19 protein-coding genes and 2 rRNA genes (1 of these 21 running past the window's edge) are annotated in these 19,477 nt (G+C 52.3%); 13 read left to right on the top strand and 8 right to left on the bottom strand.

Features of this window, described 5'->3' with window-relative positions; genetic code table 11:
* The 5 genes from ACRBCU_RS06700 to ACRBCU_RS06680 form a co-directional block, all read left to right on the top strand.
* Window positions 1-114, top strand: a 23S ribosomal RNA gene (locus ACRBCU_RS06700); its annotated part reaches 300 nt to the left of the window's first position; the annotation flags it as partial.
* A 123-nt stretch (window positions 115-237) separates the two neighbouring features.
* Window positions 238-352: ribosomal RNA gene (gene rrf, locus ACRBCU_RS06695) — 5S ribosomal RNA — on the top strand.
* A gap of 163 nt (window positions 353-515) precedes the next feature.
* Complete coding sequence (locus tag ACRBCU_RS06690; protein ID WP_431364603.1) at window positions 516-1,919, top strand: pyridoxal phosphate-dependent decarboxylase family protein; 1,404 nt, start codon at window positions 516-518, stop codon at window positions 1,917-1,919.
* 82 nt (window positions 1,920-2,001) lie between these two features.
* Window positions 2,002-3,330: a mechanosensitive ion channel family protein gene (locus ACRBCU_RS06685; RefSeq protein ID WP_431364602.1), complete on the top strand. Its 1,329-nt coding sequence runs from the start codon at window positions 2,002-2,004 to the stop codon at window positions 3,328-3,330.
* The gene (locus ACRBCU_RS06680; protein WP_431364601.1) at window positions 3,327-4,526 is read left to right on the top strand and encodes a TIGR03862 family flavoprotein; all 1,200 of its coding nucleotides are present in this window, start codon (window positions 3,327-3,329) and stop codon (window positions 4,524-4,526) included. The genes ACRBCU_RS06685 and ACRBCU_RS06680 overlap by 4 nt, the downstream gene beginning before the upstream one ends.
* On the opposite strand, the gene ACRBCU_RS06675 is transcribed toward ACRBCU_RS06680, so the two are convergent.
* From ACRBCU_RS06675 to leuS, 4 genes are read right to left on the bottom strand one after another with little or no spacing between them, the layout of a single operon-like run.
* Window positions 4,501-5,088 (bottom strand): glutathione S-transferase family protein, encoded by a 588-nt coding sequence (locus ACRBCU_RS06675; RefSeq protein WP_431364600.1) that lies wholly within the window; start codon window positions 5,086-5,088, stop codon window positions 4,501-4,503. The genes ACRBCU_RS06680 and ACRBCU_RS06675 overlap by 26 nt on opposite strands.
* Window positions 5,089-5,106: 18 nt before the next feature.
* Window positions 5,107-6,132 carry a DNA polymerase III subunit delta gene (gene holA, locus ACRBCU_RS06670; protein ID WP_431364599.1) on the bottom strand — a complete coding sequence of 342 codons (1,026 nt, stop codon included), beginning with the start codon at window positions 6,130-6,132 and terminating at the stop codon, window positions 5,107-5,109.
* The gene (gene lptE / locus ACRBCU_RS06665; RefSeq protein ID WP_431364598.1) at window positions 6,129-6,623 is read right to left on the bottom strand and encodes an LPS assembly lipoprotein LptE; all 495 of its coding nucleotides are present in this window, start codon (window positions 6,621-6,623) and stop codon (window positions 6,129-6,131) included. Before lptE ends, holA begins: the two co-directional genes overlap by 4 nt.
* On the bottom strand, window positions 6,610-9,171 hold the full coding sequence (gene leuS / locus ACRBCU_RS06660; RefSeq protein ID WP_431364597.1) for a leucine--tRNA ligase: 2,562 nt from the start codon (window positions 9,169-9,171) through the stop codon (window positions 6,610-6,612). The genes lptE and leuS overlap by 14 nt, the downstream gene beginning before the upstream one ends.
* Before the next feature lie 160 nt (window positions 9,172-9,331).
* Here leuS and ACRBCU_RS06655 point away from each other — a divergent pair, with 160 nt between their 5' ends.
* Complete coding sequence (locus ACRBCU_RS06655) at window positions 9,332-10,573, top strand: glycosyltransferase (RefSeq protein WP_431364596.1); 1,242 nt, start codon at window positions 9,332-9,334, stop codon at window positions 10,571-10,573.
* On the opposite strand, the gene ACRBCU_RS06650 is transcribed toward ACRBCU_RS06655, so the two are convergent.
* Entirely contained in the window at window positions 10,570-11,055 is a 486-nt protein-coding gene (locus ACRBCU_RS06650) for a DUF3576 domain-containing protein (RefSeq protein WP_431364595.1), read from the bottom strand. The genes ACRBCU_RS06655 and ACRBCU_RS06650 overlap by 4 nt on opposite strands.
* A 259-nt stretch (window positions 11,056-11,314) precedes the next feature.
* Between ACRBCU_RS06650 and ACRBCU_RS06645 the strand changes: the two genes are divergently transcribed.
* Together ACRBCU_RS06645 and ACRBCU_RS06640 are read left to right on the top strand one after the other, a co-directional pair.
* Window positions 11,315-12,262, top strand: a complete 948-nt coding sequence (locus ACRBCU_RS06645; RefSeq protein WP_431364594.1) for a porin — start codon at window positions 11,315-11,317, stop codon at window positions 12,260-12,262.
* A gap of 103 nt (window positions 12,263-12,365) precedes the next feature.
* Entirely contained in the window at window positions 12,366-13,022 is a 657-nt protein-coding gene (locus ACRBCU_RS06640; RefSeq protein WP_431364593.1) for a YggS family pyridoxal phosphate-dependent enzyme, read from the top strand.
* 3 nt (window positions 13,023-13,025) lie between these two features.
* Here ACRBCU_RS06640 and ACRBCU_RS06635 read toward each other — a convergent pair whose 3' ends face one another.
* Together ACRBCU_RS06635 and ribA are read right to left on the bottom strand one after the other, a co-directional pair.
* On the bottom strand, window positions 13,026-13,523 hold the full coding sequence (locus ACRBCU_RS06635; RefSeq protein ID WP_431364592.1) for a L,D-transpeptidase family protein: 498 nt from the start codon (window positions 13,521-13,523) through the stop codon (window positions 13,026-13,028).
* Window positions 13,520-14,611 carry a GTP cyclohydrolase II gene (gene ribA / locus ACRBCU_RS06630; protein ID WP_431364591.1) on the bottom strand — a complete coding sequence of 364 codons (1,092 nt, stop codon included), beginning with the start codon at window positions 14,609-14,611 and terminating at the stop codon, window positions 13,520-13,522. Before ribA ends, ACRBCU_RS06635 begins: the two co-directional genes overlap by 4 nt.
* Window positions 14,612-14,781: 170 nt before the next feature.
* Here ribA and ACRBCU_RS06625 point away from each other — a divergent pair, with 170 nt between their 5' ends.
* The gene (locus ACRBCU_RS06625) at window positions 14,782-15,468 is read left to right on the top strand and encodes a response regulator transcription factor (protein WP_431364590.1); all 687 of its coding nucleotides are present in this window, start codon (window positions 14,782-14,784) and stop codon (window positions 15,466-15,468) included.
* Window positions 15,469-15,627: 159 nt separating this feature from the next.
* Here the strand turns inward: ACRBCU_RS06625 and soxR are convergent, their stop codons facing one another.
* Window positions 15,628-16,080 (bottom strand): redox-sensitive transcriptional activator SoxR, encoded by a 453-nt coding sequence (gene soxR / locus ACRBCU_RS06620; protein ID WP_431364589.1) that lies wholly within the window; start codon window positions 16,078-16,080, stop codon window positions 15,628-15,630.
* Window positions 16,081-16,152: 72 nt separating this feature from the next.
* Here soxR and ACRBCU_RS06615 point away from each other — a divergent pair, with 72 nt between their 5' ends.
* The 4 genes from ACRBCU_RS06615 (at window position 16,153) to trxA (ending at window position 19,465) form a co-directional block, all read left to right on the top strand.
* Window positions 16,153-16,533: a VOC family protein gene (locus tag ACRBCU_RS06615; RefSeq protein WP_431364588.1), complete on the top strand. Its 381-nt coding sequence runs from the start codon at window positions 16,153-16,155 to the stop codon at window positions 16,531-16,533.
* Window positions 16,534-16,655: 122 nt separating this feature from the next.
* Entirely contained in the window at window positions 16,656-17,651 is a 996-nt protein-coding gene (locus ACRBCU_RS06610) for a zinc-dependent alcohol dehydrogenase family protein (RefSeq protein WP_431364587.1), read from the top strand.
* Window positions 17,652-17,687: 36 nt separating this feature from the next.
* Entirely contained in the window at window positions 17,688-18,476 is a 789-nt protein-coding gene (locus tag ACRBCU_RS06605) for an exodeoxyribonuclease III (protein WP_431364586.1), read from the top strand.
* 74 nt (window positions 18,477-18,550) lie between these two features.
* Window positions 18,551-19,465, top strand: coding sequence for a thioredoxin (trxA, locus tag ACRBCU_RS06600; RefSeq protein ID WP_431364585.1), 915 nt, complete (start codon window positions 18,551-18,553; stop codon window positions 19,463-19,465).
* The last annotated feature ends 12 nt before the right edge of the window (window positions 19,466-19,477 follow it).

Here is a 19,477-nt window from a genome sequence, read left to right as displayed (position 1 = left end):
TCAAAACAAGGTATCCCTGAGGACCGAGGTAGACCACCTCGTCAATAGGCTGGAGATGTAAGTGTAGTAATACACTCAGTTGACCAGTACTAATCGTCCGATAGGCTTGATTTGATCCAGTAACAGCACAGACTGTAACTGAGACAAACAGAAGCATACACAAAACCATAAGTCGAAAACGACTTGGACAACGCTAATTTTACAAGCTGACAAAACAGCTTGTTCTGGATTATTTGGTTTGGTGGTCATAGCGTGAGCAAAACACCCGGTCCCATCCCGAACCCGGAAGTTAAGTGCCACCGCGCCAATGGTACTGCGTCTTAAGACGTGGGAGAGTAGGTCACCGCCAATCCAAATAATCCATTCTCTATATCGATCGTAATATCTACACAAATCCAGTTCAGCTAAGCACACAAACCCGCATCGCGCGCGGTTGCTCACTGCGATTTCGTTTGTAATACGCCAATCACTCTGCTTTACTTAACAAAGCAAGTTAATTGAGAGTGTTGCCCAAAATGCAATGGAATGAATTCGAAGAATGGTCGCAAAAAATGGCGACCTGGGCAGCTGACTATCACCGTACACTAAGGGATAAACCAGTCCGCGCGCAGGTTTCTCCGGGTGATACGCTAAGCTTGCTGCCGGAAACCGCACCTGATTCCGCAGAGCCGATGCAAAACATCATTGATGATTTTGAACGCATCATTATGCCAGGGATCACCCATTGGCAGCACCCTCGCTTTTTCGCCTATTTCCCGTCGAATGCCGCGCCTCCTTCTATTCTCGCTGAGCAAATTGTGAGCGCAATTTCAGCGCAATGTATGCTTTGGCAAACATCGCCATCCGCAACTGAGCTTGAAACTCGTATGATGGAATGGATACGCGATGGGCTTGGTTTGCCTGATGCGTTTACGGGCGTAATACAAGACAGTGCATCGTCTGCGACACTGGCCGCGGTTCTTACTATGCGAGAGCGTGCCTTGAACTGGGATGGGAACAAATCTGGATTAAGTAGCCAAAAGACGCTCCGGATTTATTGTTCTGATCAAGTGCACACGTCGATAGATCGCGCTATTTGGATCGCGGGTATTGGACAGGATAACCTTGTTAAGTTGCCAACAACTGGTGATAAAAAATCAATTGATATTAAGGCACTACAAAATGCGATCGCTAAGGATCGCGCCGACGGATACCTTCCCGCTGGCATAATAGCGGTCACTGGTGCGACCGGCATGGGTGCCTGTGATGATATCTCGGCGGTTACGGAAGTAGCAGCTAACGAGGGGCTGTTTACTCACCTTGACGCGGCATGGGCTGGCTCTGCCATGTTCTGCCCTGAATTTCGGGAACTTTGGGCGGGCGTAGAGCGCTGCGATAGCATTGTGTTTAACCCGCACAAGTGGCTCGGGGCGCAGTTTGATTGTTCGGTACAATTTTTGCGTGACCCTGATGCCCTCCGCCAAACACTTGCGATCAGGCCAGAGTATTTGAAAACACATGGCCAGGCTGAAGTAACGGACTATTCCGAGTGGTCCGTCCCGCTTGGTCGTCGCTTTCGGGCGCTCAAATTGTGGTTCCTCATGCGCGCCTATGGGATTGATGGATTGCGTAACCGCATGCGCAACCATGTTGCTTGGGCCGAGGCGCTGGCTGCGCGCATTGCTAAAGAAGACGATTTTGAGATTGTTACTAATCCAATCTTTTCCCTTTTTACCTTCCGGTTTTTAGGAGAAGGCGACTTGGATGATCTTAATCAAAGGCTCGTTGATCGTTTGAATGATGATGGCCGCATCTATCTCACCCAAACTTTTGTCGATGGGAAAAAGGTCATTCGTTTCCAGATCGGGCAATTTGATTGCACAGAACAGGATGTCCATGTTGCATTCGAAACTGTATTAGAGATCGCGCGCAGCTTGTAAGATTGTACTGGCAATCGCCAACCCCTAGTCAAACCACGTTTCATAGGGCAAAAGCGAACTAATCTAAAAAGTGAGCGCACGCATGGACCTGAGTGGACAACCTGAAATAGTGCAACAAGTGGCGGAATTTGCGCTGCAAGGTTGGGAATTGGCAAAGGGATGGTTGCTAAGCCCTGCTGCTTGGTCTCAATTTGCCTTGTTGATCGTTGCCTACCTTTTGGCGCTCTATATTTCGCGTAAGCTGAAACCTGTATTATCACGGGTTTTGACGCCGCCAACTGAGCAAGAGAACGTTTTTGCGACCGCGCGCCGCTTTGTTCTCATTTTCTTACCGTTGTTGCTGCCGCTTCTTGCGTATGCTTTCACAGGCGCTGGCGAAGGATTGACGCGCTCAATCTTCGGAAGCGGAGCGGTCATCGCATTTGGTAAGCGTGTTTTCCTATTCCTTGCCGCTCGTATTCTCGTTGAGCAAATCATCAAAGATGGCTTCCTAAAGATCTTAGGAAAATTCATTCTCATTCCTGTCGCTGCACTATATGCGATTGGATTGCTTGAGATCGCGACGGAACGACTGGATGCTATTGTCGTTCCCTTGGGCAACTTATCGTTTTCTCTCCTTTTTGCGATCAGGTTTGCTGTTGTTGGCGGTATCATCTTTTGGTTCGGCCGTTGGTCCAATGATCAGTCCAGCAGCTTCATCTCAAAGCAAGAAGAGATGCGCCCTGCCACGCGCGAACTAGCGTCAAAAACTGCTGAAATCGCAATCTTTGGCGCTGCTTTCCTGGTTCTTATGAACATCATGGGCATTTCCCTGACATCGCTTGCGGTTCTTGGAGGTGCCATTGGTGTAGGACTTGGATTCGGACTTCAGAAGATCGCATCGAACTTTATTTCTGGCGTGATTCTGTTGCTGGAAGGGCAAGCGACCGTTGGCGATTACGTGGAGCTTGATGGCGGTGAAGCTGGTACAATCGTTAAGATGACTGCGCGTGCCGCAATTCTTGAAACTTTTGATGGGCGCTGGATTGTTGTTCCTAACGAGGATTTCATAACAACCCGCGTTGTGAACTATTCAGATAGCGGATCGGCTAATCGGTATGAGGCGCCCTTTTCTGTCAGCTACGATACGGACATCAATCTTGTACCTGCGATTGTGGAAGCTGCGGTTTCCAAACACCCAGAAGTCTTGAGCGAGCCCTTTCCTGCAGATTGTGAACTGCGTGGATTTGGGGACAGCGGCGTCGATTTTTCGGTCGAATTTTGGGTCAATGGCATAGACGATGGAAGGCACAAATTCACATCCGATGTGTTGTTCTTGATCTGGAATGCGTTGAAAGAAAACAACATAGAAATTCCATATCCTCAGCGTGTTGTTGAGCTGAAAGGCGAAATTCGCACGCGGGCTAAATGAGTCTAGCACTTGTCATTGGGGGTGGACCCGCAGGCCTTATGGCCGCGGATGAGCTTTCTCGTGCAGGCGCTCAGGTTATCGTGCTTGAGGCAAAAGCATCGATAGGACGCAAGTTTTTGATGGCGGGTAAGTCAGGCTTAAATCTGACGAAAGACGAGCCAATAAGCGATTTCGTGACAGCATACACAGATGCAAAGAACTGGCTAAATCCAATGGTGGCGGACTTCGGCTCGTCCGAAGTGATGCGTTTTACTGAACAATTGGGGCAAAGCGTTTTTACCGGCTCATCTGGCCGCGTGTTCCCGAAGGCGATGAAAGCATCCCCGATGCTACGCGCTTGGATAGAAAAACTGACCTCTCAAGGCGTTGAGTTTCGAACCAAATGGCGTTGGCTTGGATGGGCTAACGAAGGCATGACCTTTGAGACACCTGAAGGCAAAATGACCCTTGAAGCAGAGGCAGTCGTTTTTGCCCTAGGTGGCAGCAGTTGGTCACGCTTAGGATCGGACGGAGCTTGGGCGCAAACTTTCAAAAGCGAAGGTATCGAATTAGCTCCGTTCGGACCCTCGAACTCAAGCATTTCGATAGCGTGGAGCGCGTTTATGGCTCCCCACTTTGGCACACCGATAAAGTCGGTCGCCTTTACCAGCGGACCTTACAAAAGTCGCGGTGAAGCGATCATTTCCAAGATAGGCTTGGAAGGCGGCGGGGTGTATTCGATTTCAAGAGGTGTGCGCGAAGGACACCCACTTTTCATAGACCTTCGCCCCGATCTGAGCGTGCAGCAAATTGCAACCGCGCTGCAAAAAGAGCGAGGCAAGGCGTCGCTCTCCAATCATATGCGGCGTGTTTTAAAGATAAAAAAATACGAAATGGCGCTTATCAACGAATGGGCGCGCCCTTTGCCGAATGATCCAGCAGAACTTGCGAAAACAGTTAAACAACTGCGCGTTGGTCTGTCCGGACTTGGTCCGATGGATGATGCCATTTCAACGTCTGGCGGCATAAAGCGGGAAGCGTTTGATGAAAACCTGATGCTGCGCGCAAAACAGGGCGTTTTCTGCGCGGGTGAAATGCTGGACTGGGAAGCCCCGACAGGCGGTTACCTCTTAACCGCGTGCTTTGCGAGTGGTCGCACCGCTGGGCGAGGTGCCGCGCGCTATCTCGGACTTACGCCAGCGCCCGAACGCGCTTGAAGGCTTCGCGCGCGCGCATGCGTTTGGCGTAGTCCTTCATCTTCTCATTGTCATAATCAAATTTTGCACTAATGGCCCAGTTCAAGCATTGGGTTAACAGGATGTCGGTGATCGAAAAGGACTCACCTGCTACAAACGGCGTCGTGATGCGATCAGCTAGGCGGTTTACGTTGCGATTGAATTCCCATTTGAGCGAAAGTTTGACTTCGGGAACGCGCTGATCTGCTGGCAAAACAAAGCTGTGACGCGCACCGGCCCACAACACCGCGTCGATTTCATCGTTTATCGCATGGGTGATTGCGTCCTGTTTCGCGCGCTCGATCGTTCCCGCAGGAGCAATCAATTTGCCATGGGAATCCGCGAGATACGTCATGATCGCGACCGAGTCGGTGATAATGTTCCCGTCTACTTTCATCGCGGGAACTTTGCCTGCTGGGTAAAACGCCTTTAGCTCGGGGTCTTGTGGCTTTGTTTGGATGAGTTCGTAGGGCTCGCCCAATTCTTCGAGCGCCCAGATGACGCGAAAAGCGCGCGTGCTTAAGGTTCCAAACACTTCATACATAGGGCAGTCCTCTCAACTCTATTTGCGTGCCATCATAGCAAGGCGGATAAGGCAACGTTCTACAAGCGCCATAGCTGGCGCGTGTTGCCCAGCACTGCGAAGCTTGAGATCTGTATCCACCAGCAAGCTTAGTGCCGCTTCAAGATTGTAGATACCCCATCCCTGCGCTTGCCTCAGCATTCTATCGCGGCGCGGACCAAAGACAGGTGGGCGCAATTTGCCTATGCCTTGCGCGGCACCCCCCGGATCGCTCGCTGCCGCGTATAGCGTTTTGAAATGGCGCAGCGTGGCGATGCAAAGTGCGACAGGCTGAACGCCTTGCGCTTGAAGCTTGCGCATGATGGGACCGATTTCGCCCGAGCGGGCTTCCGCAACGATATTAATAACATCATCAAGGCCCGCTTCCGTCGACGTTGGCGCGCAATTCGCGATGTCTTCGCTGCTTAGTGGCGTAGTGTCGCCCAGTTTATAGAGGGCGAGTTTTTCCAGAGTCTGCCGAAAATCACCGGGATCGAGGTCTTTAGACAATGCAGTCAGATCATCCATAACATCGCGATCTGGCGCGGTAATGCCAGCACGTGCAAGCTCTGCTTCTATTTCTGCACGAGAAGGGGGATCGTCATAAATACCAACTGCAAAGGCGTTTGAATGGCCCTCGAACAATTTGCGCAGTGCGGAACGTGCGGTGAGTTGGCCCGCCGTGACGATAATCTGGGCATCGCCTGCGCGCCAATCTTCCAAAGCTGGCGCGATGGTTTTGGCCATTGCATCGGTGGCATCCTCAACAAAGGCGACACGCGGGCCGGGGAAAAAGCTTTGTGCGGTCATTGCGTCGATCAGCGCGGCAGGGTCCTTGCGAAGATCGGCAGCTGGCAAGCGAGACAGACGCATTTCTTCTTCGCCGTTAGGTCCAATCAAAGCGGCGATCACCTGTTGGCGCTTAAGCGCGATGCGCATGGCATCCGGCCCAAAGATAAGAAGGCCCGTTTTGCCCGCGTCAGGTTTGGCGAAATAGCCAGAGGCTTCGCGCGCGGACAGCTTCATGGCAAAAGAGCGGGATCAATAAGGTGAAGTCTGTCGATGAGCTGATCAGCAAGTATCACCATTAAACGCTCGGACGCAGCTCTCTCGGAGGCAAGAGTCGCGGCCGTGTTGCTGGTCAACGAATACCCCGTGAAATTAGTAACCTTGCCTTTGTCGATGGTGCTACCCGTTTCGGCGTTCTTCAGCGTGTAGTTCAAGGTGCCAGTGCGATGCTTGCGGGTCGTAGACCCCGTTGCCGTGGTTCCAAGACTGGTTGCGCCTTCGGAAACAGAAAAGGAAAGGGTCATCGGAGCAGGATCAGAACGCCCCAAGCGCGTTTCTAGACGGCGTGTGACGAGATACTTATTTTTCGTCTTCGGCGCGGTGATATGAACACGCCCCTCAAGCTTGGAGGCGGCACCATTTGGAGCATAGACAGGGGTAAACCCGCACGCACCAGCCATCAGGGCACCGCCAGCCAATAGAAAGTGTCTTCGATTAGACAACGACATTCACAATCCGCCCTGGCACAACGATCACCTTCTTAGGCGTAGCGCCGTCGAGTGATCTCATTACAGCCTCATCGCTTAGCGCGATTTTTTCAACCTCTTCCTTTGGCATATCCTTGGGAACAGTGATTTCGCCGCGACGTTTGCCGTTGATTTGAATCGGAAGGGTGACGTTGCTTTCAACCAGCATCGCCTCATCCGCAACAGGCCAAGGCGCGTTGATGATCAAGCCTTCGCCGCCCTGATGCGCCCAGATATCTTCGGCAAGGTGCGGCGTCATTGGGGCCATAAGCTGGGCGAGTGTCATGATCGCTTCGCGTTGTGCCGCATAGCTCGCTTTGGATTTTGCGAGCGTGCTTGTGAAGCCATAAAGCTTGGCAATCGCTGCGTTAAAACCAAAGCTTTCAACGCCGTTGGTCACGTCGCGAATGGTTTTGTGCATTTCGCGCAGCAAGTCTTCGTCGCCGTTGCCTTTGGCGTCTTTGTCCATTTGCCCGATCTTGTCACAGATCGACCAGACACGGCCCAAGTGCTTAAACGAGGCTTCCGCGCCAGACGCGGTCCATTCAACGTCACGCTCAGGCGGGGAATCGGATAGAACAAACCAACGCGCAGTATCCGCGCCAAATGCTGAAATGATGTTCAGCGGATCAACCACGTTGTTCTTCGATTTCGACATTTTCGCGGAAGGCACGATGTCCAACTCGCTGCCGTCTTCCTTCAGGAAGGCTTTGCCATCTTTCAGATCAACTTGTTCGGGGTAGTAATAAACTGGGCGCCCATTGTCGCCGTCGCGCTTGTAAATCGCGTGGGTCACCATGCCTTGCGTGAAGAGCGCATTGAATGGCTCAATCGCTTTTGCTGGCAGGTTTCCGGTGATCTTCATCGCGCGCGCGAAAAAGCGGGAGTAAAGCAAGTGCAGAATCGCGTGCTCGATACCGCCGATATATTGATCGACGTTCATCCAGTATTCTGCGTCATCCATGTTAACGGGCGTCTTTGCATTTGGCGATGTAAAGCGCGCGAAATACCAAGAGCTGTCAACGAAAGTGTCCATCGTATCCGTCTCGCGTTGCGCAGGGCTGCCGCAGTTCGGGCAAGAACAATTGCGCCACGTCGGGTGACGATCCAGCGGATTGCCGGGCGTGTCAAAGCTGACGTCATAAGGCAGCTCAATCGGCAGGTTCTCTTTCTTTTCCGGAACCACACCGCAGTCAGAGCAATGCACAACAGGAATCGGGCAACCCCAATAACGTTGACGCGACAGCCCCCAATCGCGCAGGCGATATTTGGTGACGCCTTGGCCGATGCCATTTTCTTCACAGAAGGCGATGGCGGTATTGATAGCCTCATTGCCTGTCTGCCATTGCTCGCCCGCAAAACCGCCGTTGTAGAAAACCTTTTCGGTTTTCGCAGGCACATAGGCCTCGGTCAGCTTTGGGTCGGCGTCCTCAGACGGCAGGTAGGTCGATGTGATCGGTAGTCCGTATTTGGTCGCAAATTCAAAGTCGCGCTCATCATGGGCAGGGCAACCAAAGATCGCGCCTGTGCCATAGTCCATCATGATGAAATTCGCGATATAGACGGGCAGTTCCCAAGCGGTATCAAACGGGTGACGCACGCGCAGACCCGTGTCGAAGCCCTTTTTCTCAGCGGTTTCGATTTCTTCTGCTGTCGTGCCACCCTTGCGGCAGTCCTCGTTAAACGCCAGCATCTCGGCGTTGTCTTTTTCAAGCTGCTTGGCTAATGGGTGATCGGGCGAAATGCCTACAAAGCTTGCGCCGTTCAGCGTATCGGGGCGCGTTGTGTAAACCTCGATACGGTCATGTCCGTCAGGCCCATCAATCGTTGAGAACGCAAACTGCAAGCCGCGTGACTTACCGATCCAGTTCTCCTGCATCAGTTTCACTTTGGCAGGCCAGTCGTCGAGGCCGTCCAACGCGGACAACAATTCCTCAGAATGATCTGAAATCTTAAAGAACCATTGCGTCAGCTCGCGACGCTCAACCAAAGCGCCAGAGCGCCAGCCGCGACCGTTTTCGACCTGCTCGTTCGCTAGAACCGTCATGTCGATCGGATCCCAGTTCACCACAGCGTTCTTGCGATAAACCAATCCTTCGTCGAGGAAATCGAGGAACAGCGCCTGTTGCTGACCGTAATAATCCACATCGCAGGTCGCGAATTCGCGCGACCAATCGATAGACAGACCGAGCGGCTTCATCTGCTCGCGCATGTCCGCGATGTTGTTGTAGGTCCAATCCTTGGGGTGGCCACCAATCGCCATTGCGGCGTTTTCCGCAGGCATACCAAAGGCGTCCCAACCCATGGGGTGCAGAACATTGTGGCCCGTGCTCATCTTATAACGCGCGATCACGTCGCCCATGGTGTAGTTGCGCACATGGCCCATGTGGATACGACCAGAAGGGTAAGGGAACATCTCCAAAACGTAGTATTTTGGCTTGCTCTCATCGCGCTCGGCTTTGAAAGTTTCGGCGTTGTTCCACGCCTCTTGCCATTTCGCTTCGATGGAGGTGGCGTCATAGCGTTGCATGGGCATGTCCTTTTGCGCGCGTCCGCGCCTTAAAATACTGTTGCAGCGATGATATGCGAAGGGCGTTTAAGCGTCCAGAGCCAAGAGGCGCAACAATTCGCCATTGGCGCGCCACAATGGTGTTTCTATAGTCGCCAAAACACATAAACAGGCTTTTCTAATGCGCATTCTCATTATCCACCAAAATTTTCCCGGGCAGTATAAACATTTGGCCCCTGCCTTGGTGCAGCAAGGTCATCAGGTTTTTTCGCTGACGCCCAAAGTTGAGAAGGTCACGAATTGGAAAGGTGTGACCTTGCTCCCGTATAAGATCAGCCGATCTTCCTCCAAGGATGTGCATCCGTGGCTGTCTGACTTGGAAACGAAGGTTATTCGCGCTGAGGCCTGCTATCGCCACGCATTGGTTTTGAAGGAAAAAGGGTTAGAGCCTGACGTGATCCTTGCCCATCACGGTTGGGGCGAACCGATGTTCCTAAAGGATGTTTGGCCGAATGCGAAGATGGGGCTCTATTGTGAGCTTTATCATTTGGATGAAGGCGAGACCGTCAATTTTGATCCAGAGTTTGAAACCAAAGATTTGCGCGGCAATGCACTACGTCTGCGATTGCGTAATCTGAACAATGCGCTGCACTTTGATGTAGGCGATGCCGGAATAAGCCCGACAGTCTTTCAGGCCGATACCTTCCCCCAGCCATTTCGAGATAAGATCAGTGTGATTCACGATGGGATTGATACTGAGATCGTTAAGCCAAAAGCGGATGCAGTTCTAAAAGTATCGGATAAACTCAGCCTGACGAGAGATGATGAAGTCATCACGTTTATCAATCGTAACCTTGAGCCGTATCGAGGCTATCATGTGTTTATGCGAGCGCTGCCCAAGCTTTTAAAAGCGCGCCCGAACGCTCAGGTCGTATTGCTTGGCGGTGACGAGGTGAGCTACGGCGCACGAGCACCTGACGGCAAAACATGGAAACAAATCTATATCGATGAGGTGCGCGACCAGATTTCCGATGAAGATTGGGCGCGCGTTCATTTCATGGGCCGCGTCCCTTACGATGTGTTCCTCGCGATGATGCAGGTGTCGCGCCTGCATATCTATCTGACTTACCCGTTTGTTCTAAGTTGGTCTTTGCTTGAGGCGATGAGCGCGGAAGCTGCGATCTTGGCTTCAGATACAGCGCCAGTCCTAGAAGCAATCCGCCATGATGAAACGGGTTGGTTGACGGATTTCTTTGATGGCGATGAGTTGGTCAAAAAGGCATGTGCGCTTTTGGAGGACGATGAAACACGCGCGCGACTAGGAAAAGCAGCGCGTGAGTTTGTTCTTAAGACCTATGACCTTAAAACCCATTGTCTGCCTAAGCAGTTAGAATGGGTAAGCGATCTGGCGAAGATCAGTTAGAAGCGGCCATCTGCAATGCGCAATTGACGCGCACGCGCTAGAATGGCGTCTTCTACTGCCCGCGATGTTGCAACGCTAACGGGGCCGCTGCGAGAATGAAGCGCGACATTTAAAGAGCGTGCTTCAAGTGCAGGGTCATTTACCAGAATAGTTGCACGGTATGCGCGTCCACCACCAGGAGGTCGCCCATAGCCCGTTGTGATTACGCCCGAAAATGGATCGACCGACTCGACAGGCAAGAAGTTGAGGACTTCGAGGGATGCGTTCCAGATGTATTTGTTCACCTTAACGTTGGTGCCAACATCAGATGGTTTGAAAAGATCCCAGATGGTTGATCCTTTCTGGGCTATCGAATCGGGGTGGCCTGCTGGCAAATTGCCTGCGCTGTTGGAGCCTCCTCCGCCAAAGCCGCCGCTACATGCAGATAGCAACAATGCCGCTGTCACGCCCAAGATTGGTTTCGCTGAGATCAAATTGCCCATAATTATCCGCCCGGACCCCTGTTTTCTTTGTCCTACCCAAGGGATTCAGTCGGGGCAAGAGTTTTCGCTATATATAGGCATGAGTTTGCGTATCCTTCAGTGTGGCAGCACTGTGGCAAAGCTGCACCATTTTGCCAGCCTTTATCGCGCCTTGTTTTGGGAGCCTTGCAATGAACCCCCTAAAAGAGCGAAACAGCCTTCAGACCTAGTACGGATTCCCCGGGCTAGGCACGAGAATAGAAACCCCGAGGGAAAAACGATGAAAAAAGTTCTTTTCGCAACAACAGCACTGATCGCCACAGCCGGCGTTGCAGCTGCTGACGTTTCATTTGGCGGCTACGGTCGCTTTGGTGCACAGTACACAGATCCAGCTGGCGCAGCTAAAGGCACTACAGCAGCTGTAAGCCGTTTCCGTTTGCAAGTAGACGCGTCCGCAGAATCAGACAACGGTCTGTCTTTCTCCGCACGTGTACGTTTTCAAGCTGATAACGGCGGCGTAATGTCAACAAACGCTCCAGTATTCCGTGTTGGCGCAGGCGGTTTGACCGTTACTGTTGGTAACATTGTTGGCGCGATCGACGCGATGCCTGGCAACTACCCACTTGGCACGAAGAGTGCGGGTCTTGGTCTGCAAGGTCTTGGCTGGAACAGCGTAGCAGCGAACACAGTTACGCACGGCATTTTCACCTTTGACAACTACTCCAGCGCGGGTGCAGGCACAGCTCCAAACGGTGTAACATTGGCTTACGCTGCTGGCGACTTCGGTGTGACAGCATCTTACTCCAGCAACGGTGCTGGTGCAGCTAAAGTTGAGCGTTCAGCAATCAGCGCGTCTTACACGTTCTCCGGTTGGACAGTTGCTCTGGGTTACCAAGACTCTAACAACAATGCACACGACATGACAATCTTGACTGTTGGCGGCAACGTTGGCATCGCGGATGTTGGCTTCCAGGTTGCTCAGGTTGGTTCCGGCGCAGCGACAACCGTAACAAAGTACCAGATCAATGCTGGCTTTGACGTAGGCGCAGCAACACGCGTTTACGGCTACGTAAACAGCGAGAACAACGGTGTTGGCGAAGGCTACGGCCTTGGCGTATCCCACGATCTCGGCGGTGGCGCATCCATCGAAGGTGGTATCGCTTCTATCGCAACATTGGGTAAGAACTCCACAACAGTTGCTGACCTAGGTCTTCACTTCAACTTCTAATCTCAGAAGTTAAGCGATCTAAAAGAAGGACGGGTTTTCGGACCCGTCCTTTTCTTTTGCGAAGATGCATATTAACTCTACCGTGAACGTCAGAGGTCAGTGCATGTCGCTACAAAATATCCAAGAAAAAATCTCAAAAGCAGAACAAAATGCCCATCGTTCGGCGGGCAGTGCTCAGCTTATTGCTGTGTCCAAAGTCCAACCCAATGCACGTGTGCGGGCGGTCCTTGAAGAAGGTCATTGCGTGTTTGGTGAGAACCGCGTGCAAGAGGCGGCTGCCAAGTGGCCTGATTTTCGCAAAGACTTTACCGATGTATCAGTTCACCTGATTGGACCTTTGCAAACCAATAAAGCACGCCAAGCGATGCAGCTTTTTGATGCTATTCATACGGTTGACCGTCCAAAGCTCGCCCAGACCATCGCGCGTTTGGCGCAGGAGCTGGGTCACTGCCCTGATCTATTCGTGCAAGTGAATACCGGCGAGGAAGAGCAAAAAGCAGGTGTTGCACCGCAAGACGCGGACAGTTTCATCGCTGAATGCCGTGCTCTAGACCTTCCGATCAAAGGGCTGATGTGCATTCCACCAGCAGATGAAGAGGCGTCACTTCATTTTGCGCTTTTGGCTAAGATTGCAAAGCGCAACGGACTTGACGGTTTATCAATGGGCATGAGTAGTGATTTTGAACGGGCGATTGCGCTGGGCGCGACGCATGTGCGTGTTGGATCAGCGATCTTCGGTGAAAGGACGACCGAAGAGTAAGTCTTACAAGCGCACAATCAAGCGCGAGGATTTTGTGATCTGTCTGGCAATCTTGCGCAGGTGGTCACGACGAAATGCGATGCATCCTTCTGTTGGATAACCACGGCGGCGCCATTGATGAATAAAGATGGCAGATCCCTTTCCTGCAATTGCATTCGGCCAGTTCCAATCGGTTAAAATGATCAGATCATACAAGGGATCGGCGCGGCGCAAGGCTTCGTGGCTATGCGGATAGGGCGCGCGGACATGCCTATTATATTGGCTATCGTTCGCATCATCTGACCAAAGATCACGGGGGCCAATTGGCTTGGCCCAGGCAGTGGGGCGTGACATCCGATCCGCGCGATAAAACATGCCAACAATGCGATGGGTGCCAAGCGGCGTTGCACCGTCGCCCTCTTTTTTGTTTGTTGAAATGCCCGTTTTGCCAATCGTACAAGGAAAACGCAGTCCTTGGAAACGAATGCCGAGGGGGGTCAAAACCAGATCATTAGGAGTCACAGCATATGGCCCGATTTGCGCGCCTTGGTTTGCAAGTATGCTCGGTTCAGAGGATTTTGCCCAACCTTTAAAGGAACGCGCTCGCTTACCGAAATTCCATTTTTCTGCATCATATCAATTTTGGCAGGATTGTTTGTCAAAAGGCGAACTTTGGAAATCCCGAGGCTCTTGAGAAGTTCCGAGCCGATGCGAAAATCCCGCTCATCATCTTCGAAACCGAGACGGTGATTGGCTTCAACTGTATCAAATCCCTGATCTTGTAGCGAATAAGCACGCATTTTGTTCGCGAGACCAATACCGCGCCCTTCTTGGTTCAGATAGAGCAAAATGCCCGTACCAGCTTGACCCATTTGTGTCAGAGCACCGTGCAGTTGAGGGCCACAGTCGCATTTTAGAGACCCCAGTACATCGCCTGTGAAACACGCGGAGTGGAGTCGTGTAAGCACTGGTTCATTGCGATCGGGGTTGCCGATTACGATCGCATAGTGCTCTTCACCGCCATCATCTGGCCGGAAAATATGCAATCGACCGGCTTTCGCAGCTTCAATCGGCAAGCGAGCATGAACAACGTTGTCGTACAATGCCGCATCCCCCAAAAGCGGTTTCGCAAGGTCTGCACGAATTGAGGTGAGCAGGTGCTCCTTCGCAAATTCGGAGCCATTTTCTAGCTCGGTTATTAGGGTAGAAGGCAAAAGTTGCGCATCTTTGGTGAGTTGAAGCGCAACCCTGTGCGCGTCGGCGCTGCCCTCGCGCGCGGTGTGAAAAGGACCTTTCAACGGATTTTCCAGATCACCTGACGGATCTGCAAGCGAAACGATCCATTTGAGGTCAGCCTCTTTCGGCACCAGAATTCGCGCGATATCGCCATCATAAGCACGTGCCTTTAGCGTCTCAGCGCGTCGCGCTGTGATGGCGACGACACTTGTTCCAGATAAGTTGCGTGCAGCAGCGACGCGATCCGAGGTTAAGGTTTCACACGCTTGAACAAGCACATCTGTTTCTGTGCCAAGGATGACAATTGGCACCCCCATTCGCAGATCACTGCGCGCGCGCGCAATTTGTTCGGACAAAGTTGGAAGAAAACTCATGTGATGTGCGGTCGCTTTCTGAAACACTTTGTAACTGAATTACATTGATTGAGGGGGAATATGAAACATATCAAGGGGGAATAACACATGGACGTGAGGGACTTGCCACAAAACTTGTCCAAAGGGTCCAACAGTATCATCTGTATTACAACAACAGACCGGAGATACCGATGCCCCAGCTAAAGAATATCCTGCTCGTCGATGATGACGATGATCTGCGCGAAGCTTTGTCCGAACAGCTTGTTATGACCGAAGACTTTGAGGTTTTCGAGGCAGATTGTGGTGCTCAGGCGATGGAGCGCGTTAAAGAGCAGCTATATGATCTGGTGATTTTGGATGTCGGTCTTCCTGACACAGATGGGCGCGAGTTATGCCGTCTCATGCGAAAACAAGGCGTTAAAAGCCCTATTCTCATGCTTACAGGCCATGATAGCGATGCTGATACAATTCTAGGCCTAGACGCTGGCGCGAATGATTACGTTTCTAAACCTTTCAAATTCCCTGTTCTGTTGGCTCGTATTCGTGCGCAGCTGCGCCAACATGAACAGTCAGAAGACGCGGTTTTCAGCCTAGGTCCGTATACGTTCAAGCCGGCAATGAAGATGCTGATCACTGAAGAAGATCGTAAAATTCGCTTAACCGAAAAAGAGACGAATATTCTCAAGTTTCTATATCGTTCAACCGAGGGTGTTGTGCCACGTGATGTGCTTTTGCACGAAGTTTGGGGTTACAATGCTGGCGTAACGACCCACACGCTTGAGACACATATCTACCGCCTTCGTCAAAAAATTGAACCAGATCCGTCCAATGCGCGCCTTCTTGTGACCGAATCTGGTGGCTATAGATTGGTTGCGTGAACGTTAAATCAGCGTGAATGCGCAAAAATCTTTGACCCAAGTCAAAGCTTTATAGCGAATTCATGTTTAAGTAAGTTCCAAGAGTTCCCGCGCATATCCGGGTCATGATATGCACCTCCCTGTTGGACTGACCCGGGCTTGTCCCGGGTCTTTTTTTGTTCAATCGCTGCCTTGGAGGGAAATCACCGGACCCGTGCCGCGCGCTGACATTTTGTCATCAGCGTTGTAAAGGGCGCAAGTCTCAAGCGACAAACACCCGCAACCGATACATCCATCAAGGCTATTTCGCATGCGCTGCAGATCAGCGATCTGTTTGTCGAGAAGGTCGCGTAAGTTCCTGGAAATGCGCGCCCAATCGTGTGCAGTTGGGGTCCGCTTATCAGGCAGCTCGGCTAGGACACTCTTGATCTGTGGCAAGGTTAGGCCAAATTTCTGGGCAATCAAGACAAAGGAAACCCGGCGGATTTGAGCGCGCGCAAAGCGGCGATGGCCGCCTCTGTTGCGATTGGCAGAAATCAAGCCTTCGCTCTCGTAATAGCGGATTGCGGATACCGCGAGGCCCGTTCTCTTGGCGACCTGACCAATGGTGAGTTCAGAATGTTGAGTGCGCATGTGATTTTCTTCTTGATCTAAAGTTAACTTTAGAAATTACAAACGCAGCATCGAGATTCAAGGAGAGAATGTATGGCACGTTTGGAGCACGCAAATATCACAGTTGAGGATGCTAAAAGGACAGCATCATGGTTTGGGCGCGTTTTCGGTTGGGGCATTCGTTGGGAGGGATCCGCGATGAACGGCGCAGGGCAAACGATACACGTGGGTACGGAAAATGATTACCTCGCGCTCTATCAACCTAAGGATTCCGCCGCGGGAAGCAGGCCAAATTACATGCAGCGCGGCCAGCTTAATCACGTCGGGATCGTCGTGGATGATCTAAGCGCGACTAAGCAGGCGGTGCGCGCCGAGGGTTATGAGCCGCATTCGCACCAGAAATACGAACCGGGTGAGCGGTTCTATTTCTATGACGAGAATGACATTGAATATGAGATTGTCGCTTACGATTGAGCGCTGCATGCAGCAATCCCCACGGGGTTTATCGCCAGGAGGTCGCATGACGTTGCGGCGGATGGGGTTAACTTGAGCCACGTTGCGCGCCATCTTGCGAAAGACACATAGGGAGCGCAAAAATGTCCGAGACAGTGAAACAGATCGTATATTCCGAATTCGGTGATCCAACGCAGGTGCTGCGATTGGAAGAGGTCGCGCGCGAGGACTTGCAGGACGGGCAGGCGCGAGCTGAGGTTTTGCGCTCGCCAATAAATCCGTCGGACTTGATCCAAATCTCAGGAAATTATGGGGTTCGTCCCCCTCTTCCTGCGGTAGCTGGCAACGAGGGCATCGGGCGCATCACAGAAGTCGGCGGCGATGCACGTGGGCTCTCCGTTGGACAGTTGGTTCTATTGCCCGCTGGCGCGGGGATCTGGCGGCAAGAGGTTGTTGCATCAGCAGGTGCCTTCATTCCGATGCCAGAAGGCGATGTAGACCAGCTGTCCATGATGATGGTGAACCCTGCAACTGCGCAACTGCTGCTGACGGATTTTGTAACGCTTGAGGCGGGCGACTGGGTCATTCAGAGCGCCGCGAATTCGGCGGTTGGCAATTACGTCGTGCAACTGGCCAAGGCGATGGGCGTCAAAACGGTTTGCGTCGTGCGCCGAGAAGGCGCGGTTCAAGGCTTGCTCGATTTGGGTGCTGATGCGGTGCTGGTAGATGGCCCCGATCTTGTAAAACGCGTGAAGCAAGCAACCAATGGGGCAAAGATCAAGCTCGCGCTTGATGCTGTTGCTGGTGAAACCTTCGGTCGCTTGGGCGAGAGTCTGGATATCGGTAGCACGCTGGTGAATTACGGAGCGATGTCCAATGAAGCGGCGTCTATGCAAGCAGGCGCGATGATTTTCCGTGACATTCGTGTGCGGGGTTTCTGGCTGGTCAACTGGTTTGAGCGTGCAAGCAAAGAAGAGCGCATGTCAGTCTACGGCGCGCTGACCAAGGCGGTTGCCATGGGCACGCTTCATGCGCCGATTGATCGCGTATTCACGCTGGAAGAGATGAGCGAAGCTGCGCGATATACGTGGGCAGGGGAACGCACAGGCAAAGTGCTGCTTGCACCGAACGGCATCTAGGATAGGTTGGCGCGACCTCAAATCAAAGGACGCGCCATGCCCTTCACTCTTGCCACTTGGAACATCAACTCTGTGCGTCTGCGCGAGCCAATCGTCTGCAAATTGTTGCAAGAAGAAGGGCCAGACGTGCTGTGCTTGCAAGAGTGCAAATCACCGGTTGAATTGATCCCCCGCGAAGCGTTTGAAGCGCTTGGCTACACTCACATGATTGCGCGCGGTCAAAAGGGATATAACGGTGTTGCGATCCTCTCCAAGCTCCCGATCAAAGAGACGGGTTCAGAAGATTTTGCCGCGCTTGGTCATGCGCGTCATATAGCGGGTCAGCTTGAGAACGGCGTGACGATCCATAATTTCTATGTTCCTGCGGGCGGTGACAAACCTGATCGCGAGATCAACGAGAAGTTCGGTCAGAAACTCGACTACCTCACTGAGATGCGCGATTGGTTCAAGGGCGATAAACCTCAGAAATCCATCCTCGTTGGGGATTTGAACATTGCACCACGCGAAGATGATGTTTGGGACCACAAGAAACTGCTTAAAATCGTTAGCCACACGCCAATTGAAGTCGAACATTTCAATGATGTGATGGAAGCAGGTGATTGGCACGATGTAACCCGCGCAGATATTCCTGAAGGACGTCTATATAGCTGGTGGTCTTACCGCGCCAAAGATTGGGACGGGGCTGATAAAGGCCGTCGTCTTGATCATGTTTGGGCGACGGGTGATATCCGTCAATCGGGACATTCTTCGCGCGTGCTACGTGATGCGCGCGGCTGGGAAAAGCCGTCAGATCATGCGCCTGTTTTTGCGACGTTTGATCTATGATATCCTGCCCTTGCGAAAGCGGGGGTGATGGGCCATCTAGTGGGCAACACGTGAGATAAATAAGGCGCAAGACAATGATTGAACTAGGCGGCAGTGCACCGGCGGATTCGGGCGATCTGATAAAAGACGTGAATGAGAGCAACTTCATGCAAGACGTAGTCGAAGCGTCTAATGAAGTACCTGTTATCGTTGATTTTTGGGCACCTTGGTGCGGTCCCTGCAAAACCCTTGGCCCTGCGCTAGAAGCCGAAGTGATCGCTGCAAAAGGTGCGGTCAAAATGGTTAAGATCAACGTTGACGAAAACCAGATGATTGCTGGCCAAATGCAGGTGCAATCGATCCCGACGGTTTTTGCATTCTACAAAGGGCAGCCTGTTGACGGTTTTCAGGGCGCGGTTCCCCCGTCTGAAATCAAGGCGTTTGTTGCCAAAGTGATCGAAGCAGGCGGCGGTGATGCGTCTGGCGGATTGGACGATGCGCTAGACGCCGCCAACGCGATGCTCGACGAAGGTGCTGCAGATGATGCCGCGCAAACATTTGCAGCAATTCTAGAAGAAGATGATCAATGTGTTGCTGCCTATGCAGGTCTTGCACGCGCGTATCTGGCGCTTGAGGACATGGATCAGGCCGAAGCGATCTTGAACGGTGTTCCGGCTGAGATTTCTTCTGACGCTTTGATTGAAGCCGCCTTTGCGCAGCTCGCATTAGCGCGCCAAGCAGCCGAAGCTGGACCATTGGCAGAGATGAGCGCGGCCGTTGAGGCCAATCCTGATGATTTGCAAGCGCGCTTTGATTTGGCGACTGCGCTCAATGCCAATGGACAAACGCAAGAGGCCGTTGATGCGCTTCTTGAGATTTTCCGCCGTGATCGCGAGTGGAACGATGGCGCAGCAAAAGCGCAGTTGTTTACGATTTTTGATGCGCTCAAAGCCGAAGATCCCATCGTTTTGAACGGACGCCGCAAGCTAAGCTCAATGATTTTTGTTTAAGGCAAACCAGAA

Source organism: Planktotalea sp. (assembly GCF_050633725.1).
Lineage (GTDB): Bacteria > Pseudomonadota > Alphaproteobacteria > Rhodobacterales > Rhodobacteraceae > Planktotalea.
Note: the sequence above shows the minus strand (reverse complement) of the source record. Positions and strands in the feature narration are given on the sequence as shown.